The organism is Actinomadura rubrisoli (assembly GCF_004349215.1).
GTDB lineage: Bacteria > Actinomycetota > Actinomycetes > Streptosporangiales > Streptosporangiaceae > Spirillospora > Spirillospora rubrisoli.
Genome location: NZ_SMKU01000007.1, coordinates 62,209 through 77,800, shown reverse-complemented (window position 1 = coordinate 77,800; position 15,592 = coordinate 62,209). Strand labels below are relative to the sequence as shown.

Annotated in this window: 14 protein-coding genes; all 14 read left to right on the top strand. The window is 71.0% G+C overall.

Annotated elements, in window-relative coordinates:
- Nucleotides 1-2,969: SDR family NAD(P)-dependent oxidoreductase (locus E1298_RS03575; protein ID WP_131889286.1), on the top strand; the 2,969-nt coding region annotated here is incomplete at its 5' end.
- A gap of 113 nt (nt 2,970-3,082) precedes the next feature.
- Nucleotides 3,083-4,039, top strand: coding sequence for an SDR family oxidoreductase (locus E1298_RS03570; protein WP_165975279.1), 957 nt, complete (start codon nt 3,083-3,085; stop codon nt 4,037-4,039).
- On the top strand, nt 4,036-4,650 hold the full coding sequence (locus tag E1298_RS03565; protein ID WP_131889284.1) for a DUF6230 family protein: 615 nt from the start codon (nt 4,036-4,038) through the stop codon (nt 4,648-4,650). The genes E1298_RS03570 and E1298_RS03565 overlap by 4 nt, the downstream gene beginning before the upstream one ends.
- On the top strand, nt 4,637-5,044 hold the full coding sequence (locus E1298_RS03560) for a DUF6114 domain-containing protein (RefSeq protein WP_131889283.1): 408 nt from the start codon (nt 4,637-4,639) through the stop codon (nt 5,042-5,044). Before E1298_RS03565 ends, E1298_RS03560 begins: the two co-directional genes overlap by 14 nt.
- Complete coding sequence (locus E1298_RS03555) at nt 5,041-5,520, top strand: hypothetical protein (RefSeq protein WP_131889282.1); 480 nt, start codon at nt 5,041-5,043, stop codon at nt 5,518-5,520. Before E1298_RS03560 ends, E1298_RS03555 begins: the two co-directional genes overlap by 4 nt.
- A gap of 52 nt (nt 5,521-5,572) precedes the next feature.
- Nucleotides 5,573-5,698 (top strand): hypothetical protein, encoded by a 126-nt coding sequence (locus E1298_RS51095; protein WP_279497700.1) that lies wholly within the window; start codon nt 5,573-5,575, stop codon nt 5,696-5,698.
- A 6-nt stretch (nt 5,699-5,704) separates the two neighbouring features.
- Nucleotides 5,705-6,910 (top strand): cytochrome P450, encoded by a 1,206-nt coding sequence (locus E1298_RS03550; RefSeq protein WP_131889281.1) that lies wholly within the window; start codon nt 5,705-5,707, stop codon nt 6,908-6,910.
- Between the two features lie 747 nt (nt 6,911-7,657).
- Entirely contained in the window at nt 7,658-8,671 is a 1,014-nt protein-coding gene (locus tag E1298_RS03545) for a hypothetical protein (protein ID WP_131889280.1), read from the top strand.
- 39 nt (nt 8,672-8,710) lie between these two features.
- On the top strand, nt 8,711-10,411 hold the full coding sequence (locus tag E1298_RS03540) for a GH3 family acyl-acid amido synthetase (protein ID WP_165975278.1): 1,701 nt from the start codon (nt 8,711-8,713) through the stop codon (nt 10,409-10,411).
- Nucleotides 10,408-12,780 carry a phosphotransferase gene (locus tag E1298_RS03535; RefSeq protein ID WP_131889278.1) on the top strand — a complete coding sequence of 791 codons (2,373 nt, stop codon included), beginning with the start codon at nt 10,408-10,410 and terminating at the stop codon, nt 12,778-12,780. Before E1298_RS03540 ends, E1298_RS03535 begins: the two co-directional genes overlap by 4 nt.
- Nucleotides 12,770-13,567, top strand: coding sequence for a deoxynucleoside kinase (locus tag E1298_RS03530; protein ID WP_165975277.1), 798 nt, complete (start codon nt 12,770-12,772; stop codon nt 13,565-13,567). The genes E1298_RS03535 and E1298_RS03530 overlap by 11 nt, the downstream gene beginning before the upstream one ends.
- Before the next feature lie 6 nt (nt 13,568-13,573).
- Nucleotides 13,574-14,239 (top strand): DUF6182 family protein, encoded by a 666-nt coding sequence (locus tag E1298_RS03525; protein ID WP_131889276.1) that lies wholly within the window; start codon nt 13,574-13,576, stop codon nt 14,237-14,239.
- Between the two features lie 352 nt (nt 14,240-14,591).
- Entirely contained in the window at nt 14,592-14,912 is a 321-nt protein-coding gene (locus E1298_RS03520; RefSeq protein WP_131889275.1) for a hypothetical protein, read from the top strand.
- A 21-nt stretch (nt 14,913-14,933) separates the two neighbouring features.
- Nucleotides 14,934-15,557: a nucleotidyl transferase AbiEii/AbiGii toxin family protein gene (locus tag E1298_RS03515; RefSeq protein WP_207944417.1), complete on the top strand. Its 624-nt coding sequence runs from the start codon at nt 14,934-14,936 to the stop codon at nt 15,555-15,557.
- The last annotated feature ends 35 nt before the right edge of the window (nt 15,558-15,592 follow it).

The window sequence follows — 15,592 nt, the reverse complement described above, 5'->3', positions numbered from 1 at the left end:
CACCCGCCCCGACCAATGAACCCGCCACCATCCAGGACACCGGCCATATGCCCGGCGACGAGTCACTCCAGCGCATCGCGGAAGCCCACCTGACGTTCCAGCGCATGCTCACCGAAACGCACCAGCAGTTCCTCGAATTGACCGAGCGGACACTTGCAGCGCGTCCGCCGTACGCCGTGCCGCCGCCGCGACCAGAACCGACCGTCCTGGCGCCGCCGCCACAAGCCGCACCCATCAACGAACCTGAACAACTGGCACCCGCACCAGCGCTGGAGGAAGCGTCCTCCTTCCCCTCGGCCCCTGCCTCGGCTTCGGGCATCGGGCCGTGGCGACCCGGGCTTGCGGTGACCGAGCCGGAACGGCCGGGGACGGCACCGCCGCGTCCCGGACGTGACGGGGTCAGGACGTTCGTGCTGTCGGTCATCGAGGACAAGACCGGCTATCCCGCCGACATGCTCCGCGATGAACAGCAGCTCGACGTCGACCTCGGCATCGATTCGATCAAACGGGTGGAGATCCTGTCCTCACTGCAGGACGTGGTCCCGAGCCTGAACGAGCTCGACGCCGACACGCTCACCGAGCTCGCGTCGCTGCGCACCATCGGTGACGTGATCGCCAAGGCCGAAGACCTGCTGGGAGGACCCTCACCCGCCGTGGCGGCGGGCGGAGGCGGGAGCGAGCCGGGTAGCGCCGACCCGCCCGTCCTGCGGCAGGTGATGCGCGTCGAACCGGCTCCGCCGACCGGGTTAGGGGTGGTGCGGCCGCGGACCGAGGGCCGGATGGTGGTCACCGACGACGGCGCGGGCCTGGCGCCGCTCGTGGTGGAGGGGCTCGCCGCCCATGCCGTCCACGCGGAGGTCGTCGACACCGTGCCCGCGGACGCGACGGGCGCCATCCTGCTCGGCGGGTTCCGGGAACCACTGAGCGTGGACGACGCGCTCGGCGTCCAGCGCGCCGCCTTCCAAGCCGCGCGCACCCTGGCGCCCCGGCTGGGCGACGGCGGGGTCTTCGTCACCGTCCAGGGCACCGGCGGAGACTTCGGGACGACCGCCGCGGCCGGGCCCGCCACCTGGGCCGGCGGGCTGTCCGCGCTCGCCCGGACGGTCGCCTCGGAACACCCGTCGGCCGGGGTGAAGGCCATCGACTGCGCCGTGAACGACCGTCAGCGGGCCGCCACCGCCATCGTCCACGAGATCACCGCGGGCGGTCCCGCGTTGAGCGTCGGTCTGCGCCCGGACGGGGAGCGCGTCGTCCTGCGCTATGACCAGGCCGAGATCGACTCCGCCGACGACACCGTCTCCGCTGAACGGATCCACGATGTTCTGGGAGACGCGCCGGTGATCGTGGCCAGCGGCGGCGCCCGCGGCGTCACGGCCACGGCGCTGCATCGGCTGGCCGCCGCCGCTCACGTCAAACTCATCCTGCTGGGACGGACCGTGCTGGAGGACGAGCCCCCGGGGCTCAGCGAGGCCGCCACCGAACATGCGCTGATCAAGACTCTCGGCGATCAGGCCCGCTCCCGGGAGGACGGTAAGCCCGACCTGATCGAACTGCGGGCCGAGGCTCAGCGCATTCTCGCCGTCCGGGAGGTCAGGCGGTCCCTGGCAGCGTTCGGCCGGACCGGGGCCGACGTCCGCTATCTGACCGCCGACGTCCGCGACCTGGACGCGGTGTCGGCCGCCCTGGCCGGAGTGCGGCGGGACTGGGGGCCGATCACCGGTCTGGTCCACGGCGCGGGCGTGCTCGCGGACGAGCGGATCGCCGGCAAGAGCGACGCCAGGTTCGACCGCGTCTTCGACACCAAGGTCTGCGGGCTCCGCTCCCTGCTCGCCGCCACCGCCACCGACCCGCTCCGCCTGATCTGCGCCTTCTCCTCCGTTTCCGCCCACCTCGGCACACCCGGCCAATGCGACTACGCGATGGCCAACGAGACGGTCGAGGTCGTGCTGGCCGCCGAGCGGAGCCGCCGCACGTCCTGCGCGGTCCGCACGATCGCCTGGGGCCCATGGGAGGCGGGCATGGTCACCGAGAGGATCGCGGAACGGTTCCGCGCCGCCGGATACGCGCTCATCCCGCCACCGGCCGGCGCCGACGCCTTCCTGAGCGAGATCACGAGAGGCTCCGGCGCGCGGGTCGTCCGCACGATGCCGCCGATGACGCGCCCGCCGCGCACCATCGCGCGCTTGCACGTCCACGAGGCCGGCCACCCGCAGTTCGCCGACCATTGCGTCGCCGATGTGCCGCTCGTGCCCATGGCGCAGGCACTCGAATGGTTTCTGGCGGCCGCCCAGGATCTCCTTGCCGGGGACGCCCGGACCTGCCTGCGCGACCTGAAGGTCTACCGGGGGATAAAACTCCCCAGCTTCGACGGCGATGGACACCATCTGGTGCTATGTGGCGCGGACACCGGTCGGGCGTCCGGCGGCGACCTGGAATTGACACTCCATGGGGAGGACCCTCGCCGTCCGTATTACCGCGTTACCGCCGCGATATCAGATCGCGAGAGCGCTCCCGCCGGCCAATGCGAGCCGCCCACCGAACCGGGCACGTCCTGGCCTGGGGAAAGACTGTACTCGGAGGGCTTGTTGTTCCCCGGACCGGCCTTCCAGGCCATCACGGCCCTTGCCGGATTGTCGGATGGCGGCGCACAGGGAACCGTCATCGGAGCTCACCGGCTCGGCTGGGCGAATGGACGGCGGTGGCGTTCGGACACCGGGGCCGTGGACGGCGCACTCCAGATCGCCGGTCTGTGGGCCGGTCGGATTCTCGGCGGTGCCTGCCTGCCCATGGGGTTCGACGAATGCCGGGTGCGGCGCCCCGGCCTCATCGCCGGCCCCGCCACCTGCCTGGTGTACGCGGGCGAGACGGGAGCCGCCCACGCCCGGTGCGACGTCGTCCTCCTGGACGGCGACGACAACGCCCCGCGCATCGAGCTGGACGGCGTCCATATGGTGCGGCATCCGTCATGACAGACCCGCGGCAGCTCGTGGTCCAAGCGCACGAGGAGTTCCTCGTCCACCTTTCCCGGACCCATGCCGCCTACCTGCGGCTCCACGGCCCCCCACCGGACCCGGGCCGCAGCATGCTCGTCACGGGCGCATCAGGCGTCGTCGGAGCCGAACTCATGGAGCGGGCCAGAAGGCGCGGATGGGACGCCGTCGGCTGCTCGGCCGGCGGCGGCAACGCTTCGGTGGCGTGGCCGATGGGGGATACCGCACCTCCACCGGCGCTGCGGCGGCCATGGTCGGTGATCGTGCACGCCGCGGCGCGTCCCCGCTTCGATCTCCCGCCCGAGACGGCCAGGAGGGCGAACGTCCGGCCGCTGACCGCCCTCGCCCCGCTGATGTCCTCGCAGACGCACCTCATCCACATCTCGACCGCATATGCGACGGGCTGGACCGGGTCGATCGAATCCACCGACCTCGCCGATTACCGCAACACCTATGAATACTCCAAGGCCGAAGCGGAGCGCGTGGCGAGGAGCCGATACGCCCCGCTGACCATCGTCCGCCCCTCCATCGTGGTGGGCCGTCGCTCAGACGGAGCGGTCGCGCGCCTTTCCGGTCCCTATATCCTCCCGCGCGTCTTCGCCGCCGGCCTTGTGACCGATATCGCGGGAGACGCGTCCGCGTTCATCGACCTGGTGCCCGTCTGCGACGTCGCCGAATGCGTTCTCGATATCGCCGGGACGCCGCCACCGCCCGATGTTCGCGTCGAGACGATCGGACTCGGCGTAAACGCCCCCCGTCTTGAGGAAGTCGTCACCCTCGTCACCGGCGCCGCCAACCGGTGGCTCGCCGAGCGGAGCGCGCCGGCTCTGCCGCGCTTCGAGATCGTCCCCGTCCAGGAGCGTCATCGGACATCCGTTCTGGCGCCTCTGCTCCCGTACCTCACCATCACGCGCCCGCTGCCCATCACCCGCCATATCGAGCCTGTCACCCCCTTGGTGGAGACGCTCGTCCGATGGGTGCTGGAGAACGATCCCGAGCTTGCCCGTCAACACCGGGCAGGCGTGACGCCGCGAGGGGAGTCCACATGAACGACGCGCGGAACCACGGCCGGTGCGGAAAGGTGCGGTGGAAACGGGCGGCCCTGCTCATGGTGCCGTCCCTGACGGCCGCGGCCGCCCTCGTCACCCTCACCATGCGGGGGTCGATCGCGGCGAACTTCACCATCGCCGGCGACGAGTTCAAGATCAGCGCGGACCGGCTCGACGGCGCCGGGCTCGTCCAGTTCACCGGGCTGGACAAGGATTCCAAGGGCCGTTCGGAACACGTCCTCATCACGGGCATCCGATCCGCGGAAATGCGGAACATGTGCGCTTCGATGCTCGCCGACACCCCGGCGGGGCCGATCACCCTCCTCCTGCGTTCAGGCCGCGACACCCCCGTGCGCGCCACCAGCCTCGTCATCGACCTGACCCGGATGGAGACAGGGGCGACCTTCGAGGGTCTCGCACTGGGACGTGACGCGGCGTCCCTGTCCGGCGGACCGAACGACGTGCTGGGCGCTCCCGGCCAGTACGGGCAGCAGGCGAAACGCCTCCAGCTGACCGGCTTCCGGCTCCAGACCCAGGCGGTCACGGCGGGGAACTTCATGTTCGCGGGCCTCAAGATCGCCGTGAAGCCGGGACGCCATGAGTGCTTCTGACACCCTCCGCCACGTCCGGGAGCGTTTCCGCCGCTGGAGACGTTCGCGGCCCTTCTGGGGCGGTCTGCTGATCACCGCCGGGGGAGCCGAACTGCTCCTGATCACCCTCGTTCACCTGGTCCAGCAGTTCCAACTCGGCGTCCCGGGCCTGTCCGGGAAGATCGTCGCGGTACTGCTCGTCCTGATCGGCGTGGTGATCTGGGCCCAGCCGGACCAGCGATCCTTCCTCGGGGTGGCCGCCGCCCTGCTCGGACTCGCCTCGTGGATCACGGCCAACCTCGGCGGGTTCGGCGTCGGAATGCTCCTCAGCATCCTGGGCGGCGGCCTGTCCTTCGGCTGGGCCCCGAAGCCCGACCGTCCGTCCGCCCACGACTCCGAGACCCCGGCCGGATGATGCATCCGGCGCCCGCGGTCGCCCTCCTGCTGAGCCACCTCATGCTGCCGGTGCCGGCGAGCCCGGCCGACCTCGCCGGCGCTGAACCGCTCTCACTCCAAGCCGGGACCTTGGCCATGTCAGGGCTCCGTTTCGACGGCGTCGTCACGCTGCCGACGCCGCGGGGATCTGCGGACCTCCTCCAGTTCAGCATGGACCAGGCGGAGCTGAACCAAGTGAAAGCCCAGGTCAGCGGCCGCCACGGCCGGTGGACGCTGGACGCCGCCTCGCTGTCCCTGCACGGAGGAGTGGTCCTGCGAACCGCCCGTTTCTCCGCGCGGCTCGCCGGGCTGCTGCCCCTCACCTTCACCCCGGCGAACCCGCCGCCTTTGGTCCTGCCCTCCATGAGCTTCGATCACGTAGAGGTCGAGGACGTCCACCTCGACGCCGAACGAACAACCGCCCAGCGCCTGCTCATAGCAATCGACAGAGGCTGAGCGCCTGGCCGGAACCGCGGCCCTCCGCAAAGCGCGACATCCTTGCGTCCAGGTGCATCTCGTCCAGCCTCGCTACCTCACCCGCTCCACCAGCGGCAAATGGCAGCGTCTGGCCGCAGCGCGGCGGCTGGCCACCGACCATCCGCAGTACCGCCGCCTGCCGGACCAGGGGTCGTGAGAACCCATGGCGCATCCACGAATCCCGCACGGGTGCTCGCGCGCCATCCACGGCATCCTCGCCGCGCTGCCCGGCCCGGTCGACCGGGTCCTGATGTTCGACGACCTTCCGGTCTGGATCGTCACCGGCTACGAACACGTCAGACAGGTGCTGAGCGACGACCGGTTGATCAAGGACTGGTCGCGCCTGCCGGACGGCGGGCCCCCCTTCGGCGGCCGCCGCTACCCCGAGGACGGGTACGCGCCGGGGGTACGGCATCTGTTCGGCCTGGACGCCCCCGACCACACGCGGCTGCGCCGCATCACCCAGCAGGCGTTCTCCGCCCGGGCCACGGCGCGATGGCGCCCGCACATCCAGACCGAGACGCGCCATCTCGTGGACGAGATCGTGGCCCGCGGCGGCGGCGACCTGGTCGCCGACCTCTTCGAGCCCCTCGGCGTGCGCGTGCTGTGCACCGTCCTCGGCATCCCTGACCGGCACCGGGAACTGGTGCGCCGGGGCGGTGCGATGCTGTTCGGCCCCTTGAACTCCGACGACCCGCGCTATCTGGAAGTCGTCACCGACGTGCGCAGCACCGCCATGCGCCTGCTCAAGCAGCGCCGGGACACCCCCGAAGAGCAGCGCGACGACGACGTCGTCACCCTGGCCGCCTCGGCATGGCAGGACGGCACCATCAGCGCACAAGAGGCGATCGGGGTCCTGTTCCAGTTCATCGCCGGCAACACCCTCAACACCGTGTCGGTCCTCGCCAACGGCGCCGTCCGGCTGATCGAAGACCCCGGACTGGCCGGCACGCTGCGCGACGACCCCGCGCTGGCCGGACCGGTCACCGAGGAACTCCTGCGACTGTCCACGGCCACCGCCCTGTCCACCTGGCGGTTCGCCTCCCGCCCCATGACCATCGCCGGAACCCGCATCGACGCGGGCGACATCGTGCTGGCCGCCCTCGACCACGCCGACCACGATCCCGGCGTCTACCCCCGTCCCGACCACCTGCTGCCCGACCGGCCAGGACCCGCCCACCTGGCCTTCGGCCACGGCCCCCACTACTGCGCCGGAGCCGAACTGGCCCGCGTGGAGATCCAGACCGTGATCCTCGCACTCGCCCGGCTCGCACCCCGCCTGGAGCCGGTCCTGCCTTCAGAGCAACTGCCGTGGTCGCGGCTCAGCTTCCTGCAAGGAATCACCGCGGTCCCCGTCACCGTCCACTGACCGAGGCCGAGCCCGGCGGGTCGCCGAAAACCGCACCGGGGATTGCTCATCCGAAGGGTGTTCGCAGACGAACACCTTTTGACGCGGGCGCCCCGGCTGATTCCATGGAAATGATAGAGAAAGGGCTGGCGTTCCGAAGTCCAGAACTATACAGCCGATATGTTCCGTGTCAAGGCTGAGCATGATCACGGCACGGGCCGCCGGCGCTACCGTAAGTGATGATCAACTGGTAGGGGCCGTACCGGCATATTCGATTTAGCGGGCCGGTGGCCTGATCAGGTCACGCGCTGGCTCGCCGAAACGTTTCTATTGCAAGCTGGGGCCCGAGCCCAACGGGGGGTGGCGCAGAACTTTGGTGCAGGAGTGCGACTCGCTGGTTCCACCATTTCATTCGGTCCCCGCACAACGGTGCGCGATGCCTTGACGCCGTTCTCGGCAGCGACATACGGAAACGGGATCCATGTATCGGTTCGCCACGTTGGGGTGTGCCCGCGCCACGACGTTCTTGAGGGGGACGGCGGGCCATCTTCCTGATCAACGTGGCGATCGGCGCGGCCGTGCCGTGCGCGGGCCGGCGGCGGCCGCCCTATCCGGGCGTGCGCGGCAGAGGCCGCGCTGACCTGGGAAAGGAGCTGGTCCGTCATTCCGAACGACCGCGCCGGGGATGGCGAGCGGCTGCTGATCGCACCGATCACCATCACTCCCACCAAGCCGATCCTGCCCACCCACACCAAGGGGTTCCTCTGGGTGGACGCGCTGTACCGGGGCACCCGGGCGCTGGGCGAGGTGACCTATCTGTGGAACACGCGCTCGGCGTGCCTGACGGGGCAGACGCTGCGGTACTGGGAGTACCTGGACCGGACGCTCGGCGACGCCGATCTCGCCCGCTTCTCCGTGCACGACCTCGGCGAGCTCTATGTGAAGTCGCACGCCGAGCCGGCGCCGCCTTTCCCTGTGCTCCGGCCGTACGCGGTGCGGGCGGAGCAGGGATGGATCCATCCGGGCAGCGAGCGGATCCTGCGGGCGTGGGGCGAGGAGTTGTGGCTGCTGAACGTGCTGGATCCGGGCTTCTTCGCTGACCGGCCCTACCGTCTGCCGATCGGAGAGCTGATCGAGCTGCTCGCGGACCTGGGCCTGTGCCTGGACCACCGCCGGCTCGGCGGGCCGGTGTACCTGGACGGCACCCGCTGGGGGATGCCGCTGCGCATGGTGGTCAGCGCGGACGGGCACGCGAACTACCTGCTGATGGTCCTGCGCGACCTCGTGCCGCGGCTCGCCGAGTACGACCGGGTGCTCCTCGTCCATGACCAGGAGATCGGGCACGACTACGCGCTTGCCGAGCGGATCCTCCGGGAGTTGGGGGCCCGTACGTCACGGCTGGCGCTCGGCCGGGTGCCCATAGCGGGTGTCGCGGGGTCGAGCCGGAACGGGGGCTGGGCCGGGACGGCGCTGGACGAGTTGTCGGCCCTGTGCCTCCGGCACGTCGACCAGGACGTCTACCGCCTGGGAATGCGGATCTACTTCATCAACATGTTGCACGGGACCGCTGCGGGCCCGTTCAAGCTCAGCCTGCTCCGCCGCGCGATGGGCAGAGCGGGCAGGCTGCTCGCCCGCGCGGACCGGGGCCCCGGCCCCGCCGACGACCTGCGCTCCCACCTCACCCCGTCCGGCTGGGTGGACCCCTACCGCCTGACCTGCCGGCTTCTCGCGAAGAACAGCCGCATGCCGAGCCGGGGCCTCCTGGACGAGGTCTTCCTGTAGCCCTCCGCCCCATGCGGCATCGAAGAAAGGCCGTCACACGTGCAGACATCACAAACGAGACCCGCCGCCCAAGGAAAACCCGCACCGGTCGGCAGGGAAGCCGAATTCCGCCGCCGTGCCCAGGACGAGCAGGCCCGGCTTCGCGAGGCGCTGGCCGATCCGGAGACGGTGCAGTCGACGGTGCTCGCCGCCGCGGTCGAGGCGAACCGGGATTCGGACTTCGGTCGCTCCCACGGGTTCTCCGCCGTCAAGAGCACCGACGACTATCGTGCGGCGGTGCCGATCCGCGTGCACGAGGAGTTCGCGCCTTGGCTGGAGCGGGTCGTCAACGGCGAATCGGGGGTGCTCTCCAGCGAAGACCCGATCGTCTACTTCTCCAGCAGCGGCACGACCGGCGCGGAGAAGCGGATCCCGGTCACCGCGACCTTTCTCAAGCGCAGTTTCCTGCCGTTCTATTTCGCCGGGCTCGCGACGGCGGTCGAGCACCATCCGGGAATGACGGCCGCGGACGACTCGGTGCTCAACCTGTGGCAGGACCCGCACTCCCGGACGGGACGCACCGAGGGCGGGCAGCCGCACATCGGCCCCAGCCAGATCGACTACAGGCGCATCGGCGAGGACGTCGCCACCGGGCTCGGCAACCGGGCCCCGTGGAGCAGGCTGCCCGAGCGGTTCGACGAGACCGACCCCTGGGAGCGCACGTACCTGCGGTTGCGCCTGGCCGCCGAGCACGACATCCGCGCCGTCATCGCGGTCAATCCGGCGATCGCCGCGGCGTTGCCGTACCAGCTGGGCCTGTGGTGGCAGCGGATCGTCCAGGAGATCCACGACGGCACGCTGGGCGGGGCGGCGTTCCGGGAGCCCGCGCCCGAACGGGCCCGGGAGATCGAGCGCGCGGCGCGGCGGTCCGGGACCGTGCGGCCGTGCGACCTGTGGCCCCGGCTTGAGGTGGTGCTCGCCTGGACGTCCTATGTCGCGCGCCTCTACCTCCCCTGGGTCGCGCAGGAGTACGGCCCGGGGGTGCGGGTGCTGCCCGCGCCGCTGGGCTCATGCGAGGGGCCGCTGGTCGCGGCGGTGGACCGCCATTTCACCGCCGGCGCCCTGATGACGCCGTCCTGCTTCTACGAATTCGTCCCGGCGGAGGACGACGTTCGCGGTGATTCGCAGACGATGCTGGCCCACGAACTGGAGGAGGGCCGGGACTATCATGTCGTCCTCTCGCATATCGCCGGGCTCTACCGTTGCGCGACCAGGGACATCGTCCGGGTGGCGGGATTCGTCGACCGTACGCCGCGCGTCGAGTACTGCGGCCGGGACGGGATGCTCTCGGCCGCGGACGAACGGCTGAGAGAGCACCAGGTGCTGCGCGCGATGTCGGCCGCGGTCGCCGACACCGGGCTGGAGGTCCGGAACGTGACGTGGCGGCTGGACCCCGCGAGTACCGGAACACCGTCCCACCAGGCATTGGTGGCCTTTCACGGAAAGGTCACCGGCACCGAGCAACGGGCCTTCAGCCGCATTCTGGACGCCCGCCTGGCCGAGGAATCCGCCGGTTACCGGCGGGCGAGGGAAAAGGGGACGCTGGCTTCGCTGGGCGTCGTCCCGGCTGAGCCGGAACTGTTCTTGCGGGACTGGCGGCGCCGGGTCGAGGCGGGCGAACGGCCGCCGCGGGTCAAGGACCGGGTCTTCCGGCCCGATTCCCCCATGTGGGCACGGACGGCAGGGGAGCAGCCGCGATGACCGCGAGCACCGAGGAGGTCCCCGGCCGCGGCCGGTACACCGAGACCGCCCGGCAAGCGCGGCTGGGATGGCTGCGCCGGACCACCGGAGCGTCCCTCACCGCCCTCGAAGAGGCGGGCATTCCCGCACGCGACCTCATGGGCAACATCGAGAACTACGTGGCCACGGTCGAGGTGCCGGTCGGGCTGGCGGGGCCGCTGCTCTTCCGGGGCGACGCCGCGCGGGGCCCGGTCACCGTGCCGCTGGCGACCACCGAGGGCGCGCTGGTCGCCTCGGCCGCCCGCGGCGCCAAGGCCATCACCCGGGCCGGCGGGGTCGAGACCAGGGTGATCGCGCAGCGCATGACGCGGGCCCCGGTGTTCGAGTTCGACGGGATCGGCGCGGCCGCCGGGTTCGCGCAGTGGGTCACCGGCCGGCACACCGAACTGGCCGAGCAGATCCGCGAGGTCTCGCGGCACTCCCGGCTGGTCGAGCTGGACCCGGTGCAGATCGGCCGGGTCGTCCACCTGCGCTTCGTCTACGAGACCGCCGACGCGGGCGGGCAGAACATGACCACGGCGGCGACCTGGCGCGCCTGCCGGTGGATCAACGACCGGATCGCCACGCTGCCCGGCATGGCGCCCACCTGGTTCGCGATCGAGGGCAACATGAGCGGGGACAAGAAGCTCACCCACCTGAACATGATCGCCGGACGGGGGACCCGGGTGACCGCCGAGTGCACGCTGGACCGGGCGACGGTCCAGCGGGTGCTGAAGACCACTCCGGAGGCCATCGACCGGACGTACCGGATCGCCGTCCCGGCCGCCCAGCAGGCGGGGATGGTCGGGTTCGACATCGACGCCGTCAACGTGATCGCCGCCGTCTACGTCGCCACCGGCCAGGACATCGCCAGCGTCTACGAGTCGAGCGGCGCGGTGTTCAGCGTCCAGCCCGAGGACGGGGGCCTGCGCGCCGGCCTGCTCCTGCCGGGCCTGGTGATCGGCACGGTCGGCGGCGGCACCGGCCTGCCCCGGCAGCGCGCCTACCTGGAGGCCCTGGGCTGCGCGGGCGACGGCGGGATGCACCGGCTCGCGGAGATCATCTGCGGGTTCTCGCTGGCGGTGAACCTCTCCACGCTCGCCGCGGTGGCCGGCGGCCAGTTCGCCGACGCCCACGAGCGGCTCGGCCGCTCCCGCCGGGTCCACTGGCTGACCCGCGCCGACCTGGACGCGCCGCTGCTGGAGCCGCTGCTCGCCGAGGCGCTGGACGCGCCGGACCTGAAGGTGGTCGAGGTCGCGACGCCGGTGGACGAGTCGCAGTCCGGCCTGCTCACCGAGATGACCTCCCGCGGGGAACGGCGCAAGCTGACCGGGGTGGTCCCGCTGCGGGTCGGCTACGCCCGCCCGGGCGGCACCACCAAGGAGATCGACCTGGTCGCGAAGGTCAAGCCGCTCGACGAAGAGGTGATCATCGAGGCGGCCAAGCTGGCCTCGCTGTCCGGCGGGGCGCTGGCCGACCTGTACGCGAGATGGCGCGACTGGACCGGCTTCAAGGACGTCCACACCCGCGAGGTCGCCCTCTACCGGAGCGGTGACCCGGCCCTCGCCCGCGTCATGCCCGAGGTGTACGGCGTGCACGTCGACCCCGAACGCGAGGCGTACGTGATCCTGATGGAGCGCCTGGGCCCCGGCGTGATCCTCAAGGACACCGCCGACCGTCCCGGCCTGTGGCGCGGCGAGCACGTGCGCGCCGCCATCGAGGGGATCGCCGGCGTCCACGCCGCCTGGCTCGGCCGCGAGGACGAACTGACCGCCCGCGGCTGGCTCGGCCGCGTCCAGTCGGCGGAGCGGATGTCGGCGATGGGCGGGTTGTGGACGGCGATGGCCGAGCAGCACGCCGCCGAGCATCCCCAGTGGTTCACCCCGGACGTCCTCCACCGGCTCCGCCGGATCATCGACTCGTCCGGCGACTGGTGGGCACGGCTCGAACGCCTGCCCCGCACGCTCGTACACAATGACTTCAACCCCCGCAACATCGCGCTGCGCGCCTCCGACCTGAGCCTGGTCGCCTACGACTGGGAGCTGGCGACCCTCCACGTCCCGCAGCGCGACCTGGTCGAGCTGCTCGCGTTCGTCCTGCCCGCCGATGCCGGGGAGGACGACGTGGCCGCGCTCCTCGAACTGCACCGGCAGGCCGTCCGGGACGCGGGCGCCGAGGTGCCGGGCCCCGACTCGTGGCGAGAGGGGTACCGCCTGGCCCTGTGGGACTTCTCGATCACCCGGCTCCAGCTGTACCTCATGGCCCACACGCACCGCGAGCTGCCGTTCCTCAAGCACCTCGTGCCGAACGTCGTGCGCCTGCTGGAGATGGAGGGCACCGGTGCCGGCTGACGCGCTCCGCGTGGCCGTCGTCGGGATCGACGGCTCGGGGAAGTCCACCGTGATCCGGCTGCTCACCGGCGGGGCCACCGTGTCCTGCCTCCGCGCCCACGAGAACCCCGACGGCCCGCTGCACGCGCTGTCCCGGCACCTGGGCGCGATGTCGCGCGACGCCGACCGGCTCGGCGCCCCCGACCTGAAGCTCGCCGTCCTCTATCTCCAGATGTGCACCTATGCCGTGACCGAACGGTTCTTCATCCGCGAAATGGGGGCACAGGTCGTCATCTCCGAACGGCACCCCATCGTGGACGCCCTCGTCTACATCCCGATCTACCGGAGCGCCATCGAACGCGCCACCGGCCCGGACCGTCCGGCCGAGCTCCGCAGGGGGCTCGCGTCCCTGGACACGGCCAACGTGGAGGCGGCTCTGGCCTGGTGCGAGCGCCTTGGACGACGCCTCGGCGACACGCCCGACCTCACCACCGTCGCCGCCGACCTCGTCCGGCTGGCCGACCTGCCGGCCGAAGAGCAGGCCGCCGCACTCGCCGTCCGATTCGACGTGTCGCTCCCCGACGTCGTGGTCTTCCTCGACATCGACGTGGCGGAGGCTCGGCGGCGCATCCACGAACGCGACCGCCCCCCGGAAATGCACGAGCGGCAGGACCGCCTGCGACAGATCCGCGAAGGCTACGACACGGCGCTGAAGTCCCTGGAGAAGCCGCGCGTCCACCGAATCCTCGCCGACACCGCGTCGCCCGCCGAACTGGCAGCGGAAATCGACCGGCTCATCACCGAATGAGGCCCCATGCTCGACCAAGCGACCTTGCGAGCGGCACTCGACGACCGGATCTCACGGGCTCATCGCGCATGGCCGTCCGGCAGCACCGGCATCGCGGCGATCGCCGTACTGCGCGACTTCACTCCCGCGACCTTCGCCGGCTCGGCAGTGGCGTTCGCCGCCCGGATCGTCCCGCAGGCTCGCGCCCATTGGTACGCCGGCTTCACCCGAACCATCTTCCTCGCCGGCAACCCGCGCAACCTCAAGGCGCGCTTCCCTCCCGACCACCTCTCCGAAGACGGATCGATCGCCTGGTACGGCCCGGTCCCCCTCGCCGATTACCAACCCCTGCGCCGGATGCTCCGCCCCCTCCAGGGAACGGTCGATCCAGCCTGGCCGACGACCTCGCGCGTCCCCCTGGCGAATCCGCACTCGGCGGCCGGAACCATCGCCCATTTGCGCGTCGCCACCCAAGGACTGACGCTCCAGGACTACCTCATTCACATCAATCACACGCTGGCGGAAGCGGTCCTGGACGGTCTGCTGACCACCGCCGACGCCCTGACGATCGAGCATATGCCGCAGCTGCCGGACGACCCGGGCCCCTACCAGGCCCTCCGCATCTCGACCGACCCGCAAACCCCCGACCACCTCCGCGCCTACACCACCCTCTCCGTACACCTGGCCACTTGACGGCGCCGCAAGCTGATCACAATCGGGTTGGGGACACTTCCGGCCCGTGTGCCGACGTTGTTGTGTCCGACTGTGGCGCAAGACATGGGAAGAGTGGTGATCGGCCGGTTTTCACCGGCGGCACCCTCGCAGCGCTGCTCTTGGCCATCTCCCAGGGCAAGCCCGCTCCCACCCAGCGCACTCGGCGCTTGGCGCCGGTCCCGCGCGAGCTGCGGCACCCGTGATCCCGAGCGGCGCCCCACCGCCGTCGCCGCCACCCTCTCCGCGCTGGCCGCCTCCGCACCGGATCCGGTGAGCCGGGCTCTCGCACCACCGTTCCCGCAGCCCTCGCGCTGGTGGCAGACTGGAGGCCATGGACGGGGCGTTGAACTACGCGAACATCCGCCCGTACGCGGTGCCCGGCTCACTCGAAGAGCTCGCGGGGCCGGCGGGCGGGGTGGTCGTGCTGCCCGGGTGGCTGGACTGGAGCCCGCGGCGGTCTTACGACCTGTCCGACCGGGACTCGCTTCGGGTGATGTATGAGCAGGTCATCCAGGAGGGCCGCGAGCAGGACCTGCAGCGGTACCTGAACGCCGAACTGCTGGTGTCGGTCTGGCCCGACCTGATCTTGCCGGTGCGGGTCCGCCGGATGTGGGAAGCGAAGATCGCCCGGTTGCGGGGCCGGGCGGCGTAGGTGGACCGATTCCATCGACGGTTGATCGAGATCGGGCTCAGCGTGGCCGGCGAGTACGGCTTCGCCTTGGCCGGCGGATACGCGGTGCAAGTCTACGGGATCGTGGACCGGCCGAGCGAGGACGTCGATCTCTTCGGTGCCTTGGAGATGGACTGCCCCGCCGCGGCCGCGCGGGTCGCCGGGGCGTATCGTGCGGCCGGTCTTGACACCGAGGTGATGCAGAGCACCCAGCGCTACGTCCGATTGTGGATCTCTGAACCGGGAGCTGGCCGAGGCTGCAAGGTCGAGGTCGTCGCCGACGTCAGGTTCCGCCCGCCGGTGCAGATGGGTCTCGGACCGGTACTGCATCCCGACGACGTCGCGGCGGGGAAGACCGAGGCGTTGTTCTCCCGGGCGCATGCCAGGGACTTCATTGACATCGACGCGCTGCTGGAGTCGGGCCGCTATTCACGAGAGCAGCTGTTGCAGTTCGGGGCGCGCCGGGACGCGGGCTTCGACGTGGAGACGTTCGCCGAGATGCTGTCGTTCGTGCGCCGCCGCAGCGACGCGGAGTTCGCCGCGTACGGAGTCGACGGCCCGGCCGCCGCTGGAATCCGCGAGCGAATCCTGGCCTGGGCCGACGAGCTCCGTTCCCGGCACTCCTGATCTCTGGCTCGTCATTGGACGAACGGCCTCCTGGG

What these genes read in the sequence shown, in the direction of transcription:
- E1298_RS03570 (WP_165975279.1), top strand. Translation starts at nt 3,083, where the DNA reads ATGCTCGTCACGGGCGCATCAGGCGTCGTCGGAGCCGAACTCATGGAG.
- E1298_RS03550 (WP_131889281.1), top strand. Translation starts at nt 5,705, where the DNA reads ATGGCGCATCCACGAATCCCGCACGGGTGCTCGCGCGCCATCCACGGC.
- E1298_RS03560 (WP_131889283.1), top strand. Translation starts at nt 4,637, where the DNA reads ATGAGTGCTTCTGACACCCTCCGCCACGTCCGGGAGCGTTTCCGCCGC.
- E1298_RS03525 (WP_131889276.1), top strand. Translation starts at nt 13,574, where the DNA reads ATGCTCGACCAAGCGACCTTGCGAGCGGCACTCGACGACCGGATCTCA.
- E1298_RS03535 (WP_131889278.1), top strand. Translation starts at nt 10,408, where the DNA reads ATGACCGCGAGCACCGAGGAGGTCCCCGGCCGCGGCCGGTACACCGAG.
- E1298_RS03555 (WP_131889282.1), top strand. Translation starts at nt 5,041, where the DNA reads ATGATGCATCCGGCGCCCGCGGTCGCCCTCCTGCTGAGCCACCTCATG.
- E1298_RS03565 (WP_131889284.1), top strand. Translation starts at nt 4,036, where the DNA reads ATGAACGACGCGCGGAACCACGGCCGGTGCGGAAAGGTGCGGTGGAAA.
- E1298_RS03520 (WP_131889275.1), top strand. Translation starts at nt 14,592, where the DNA reads ATGGACGGGGCGTTGAACTACGCGAACATCCGCCCGTACGCGGTGCCC.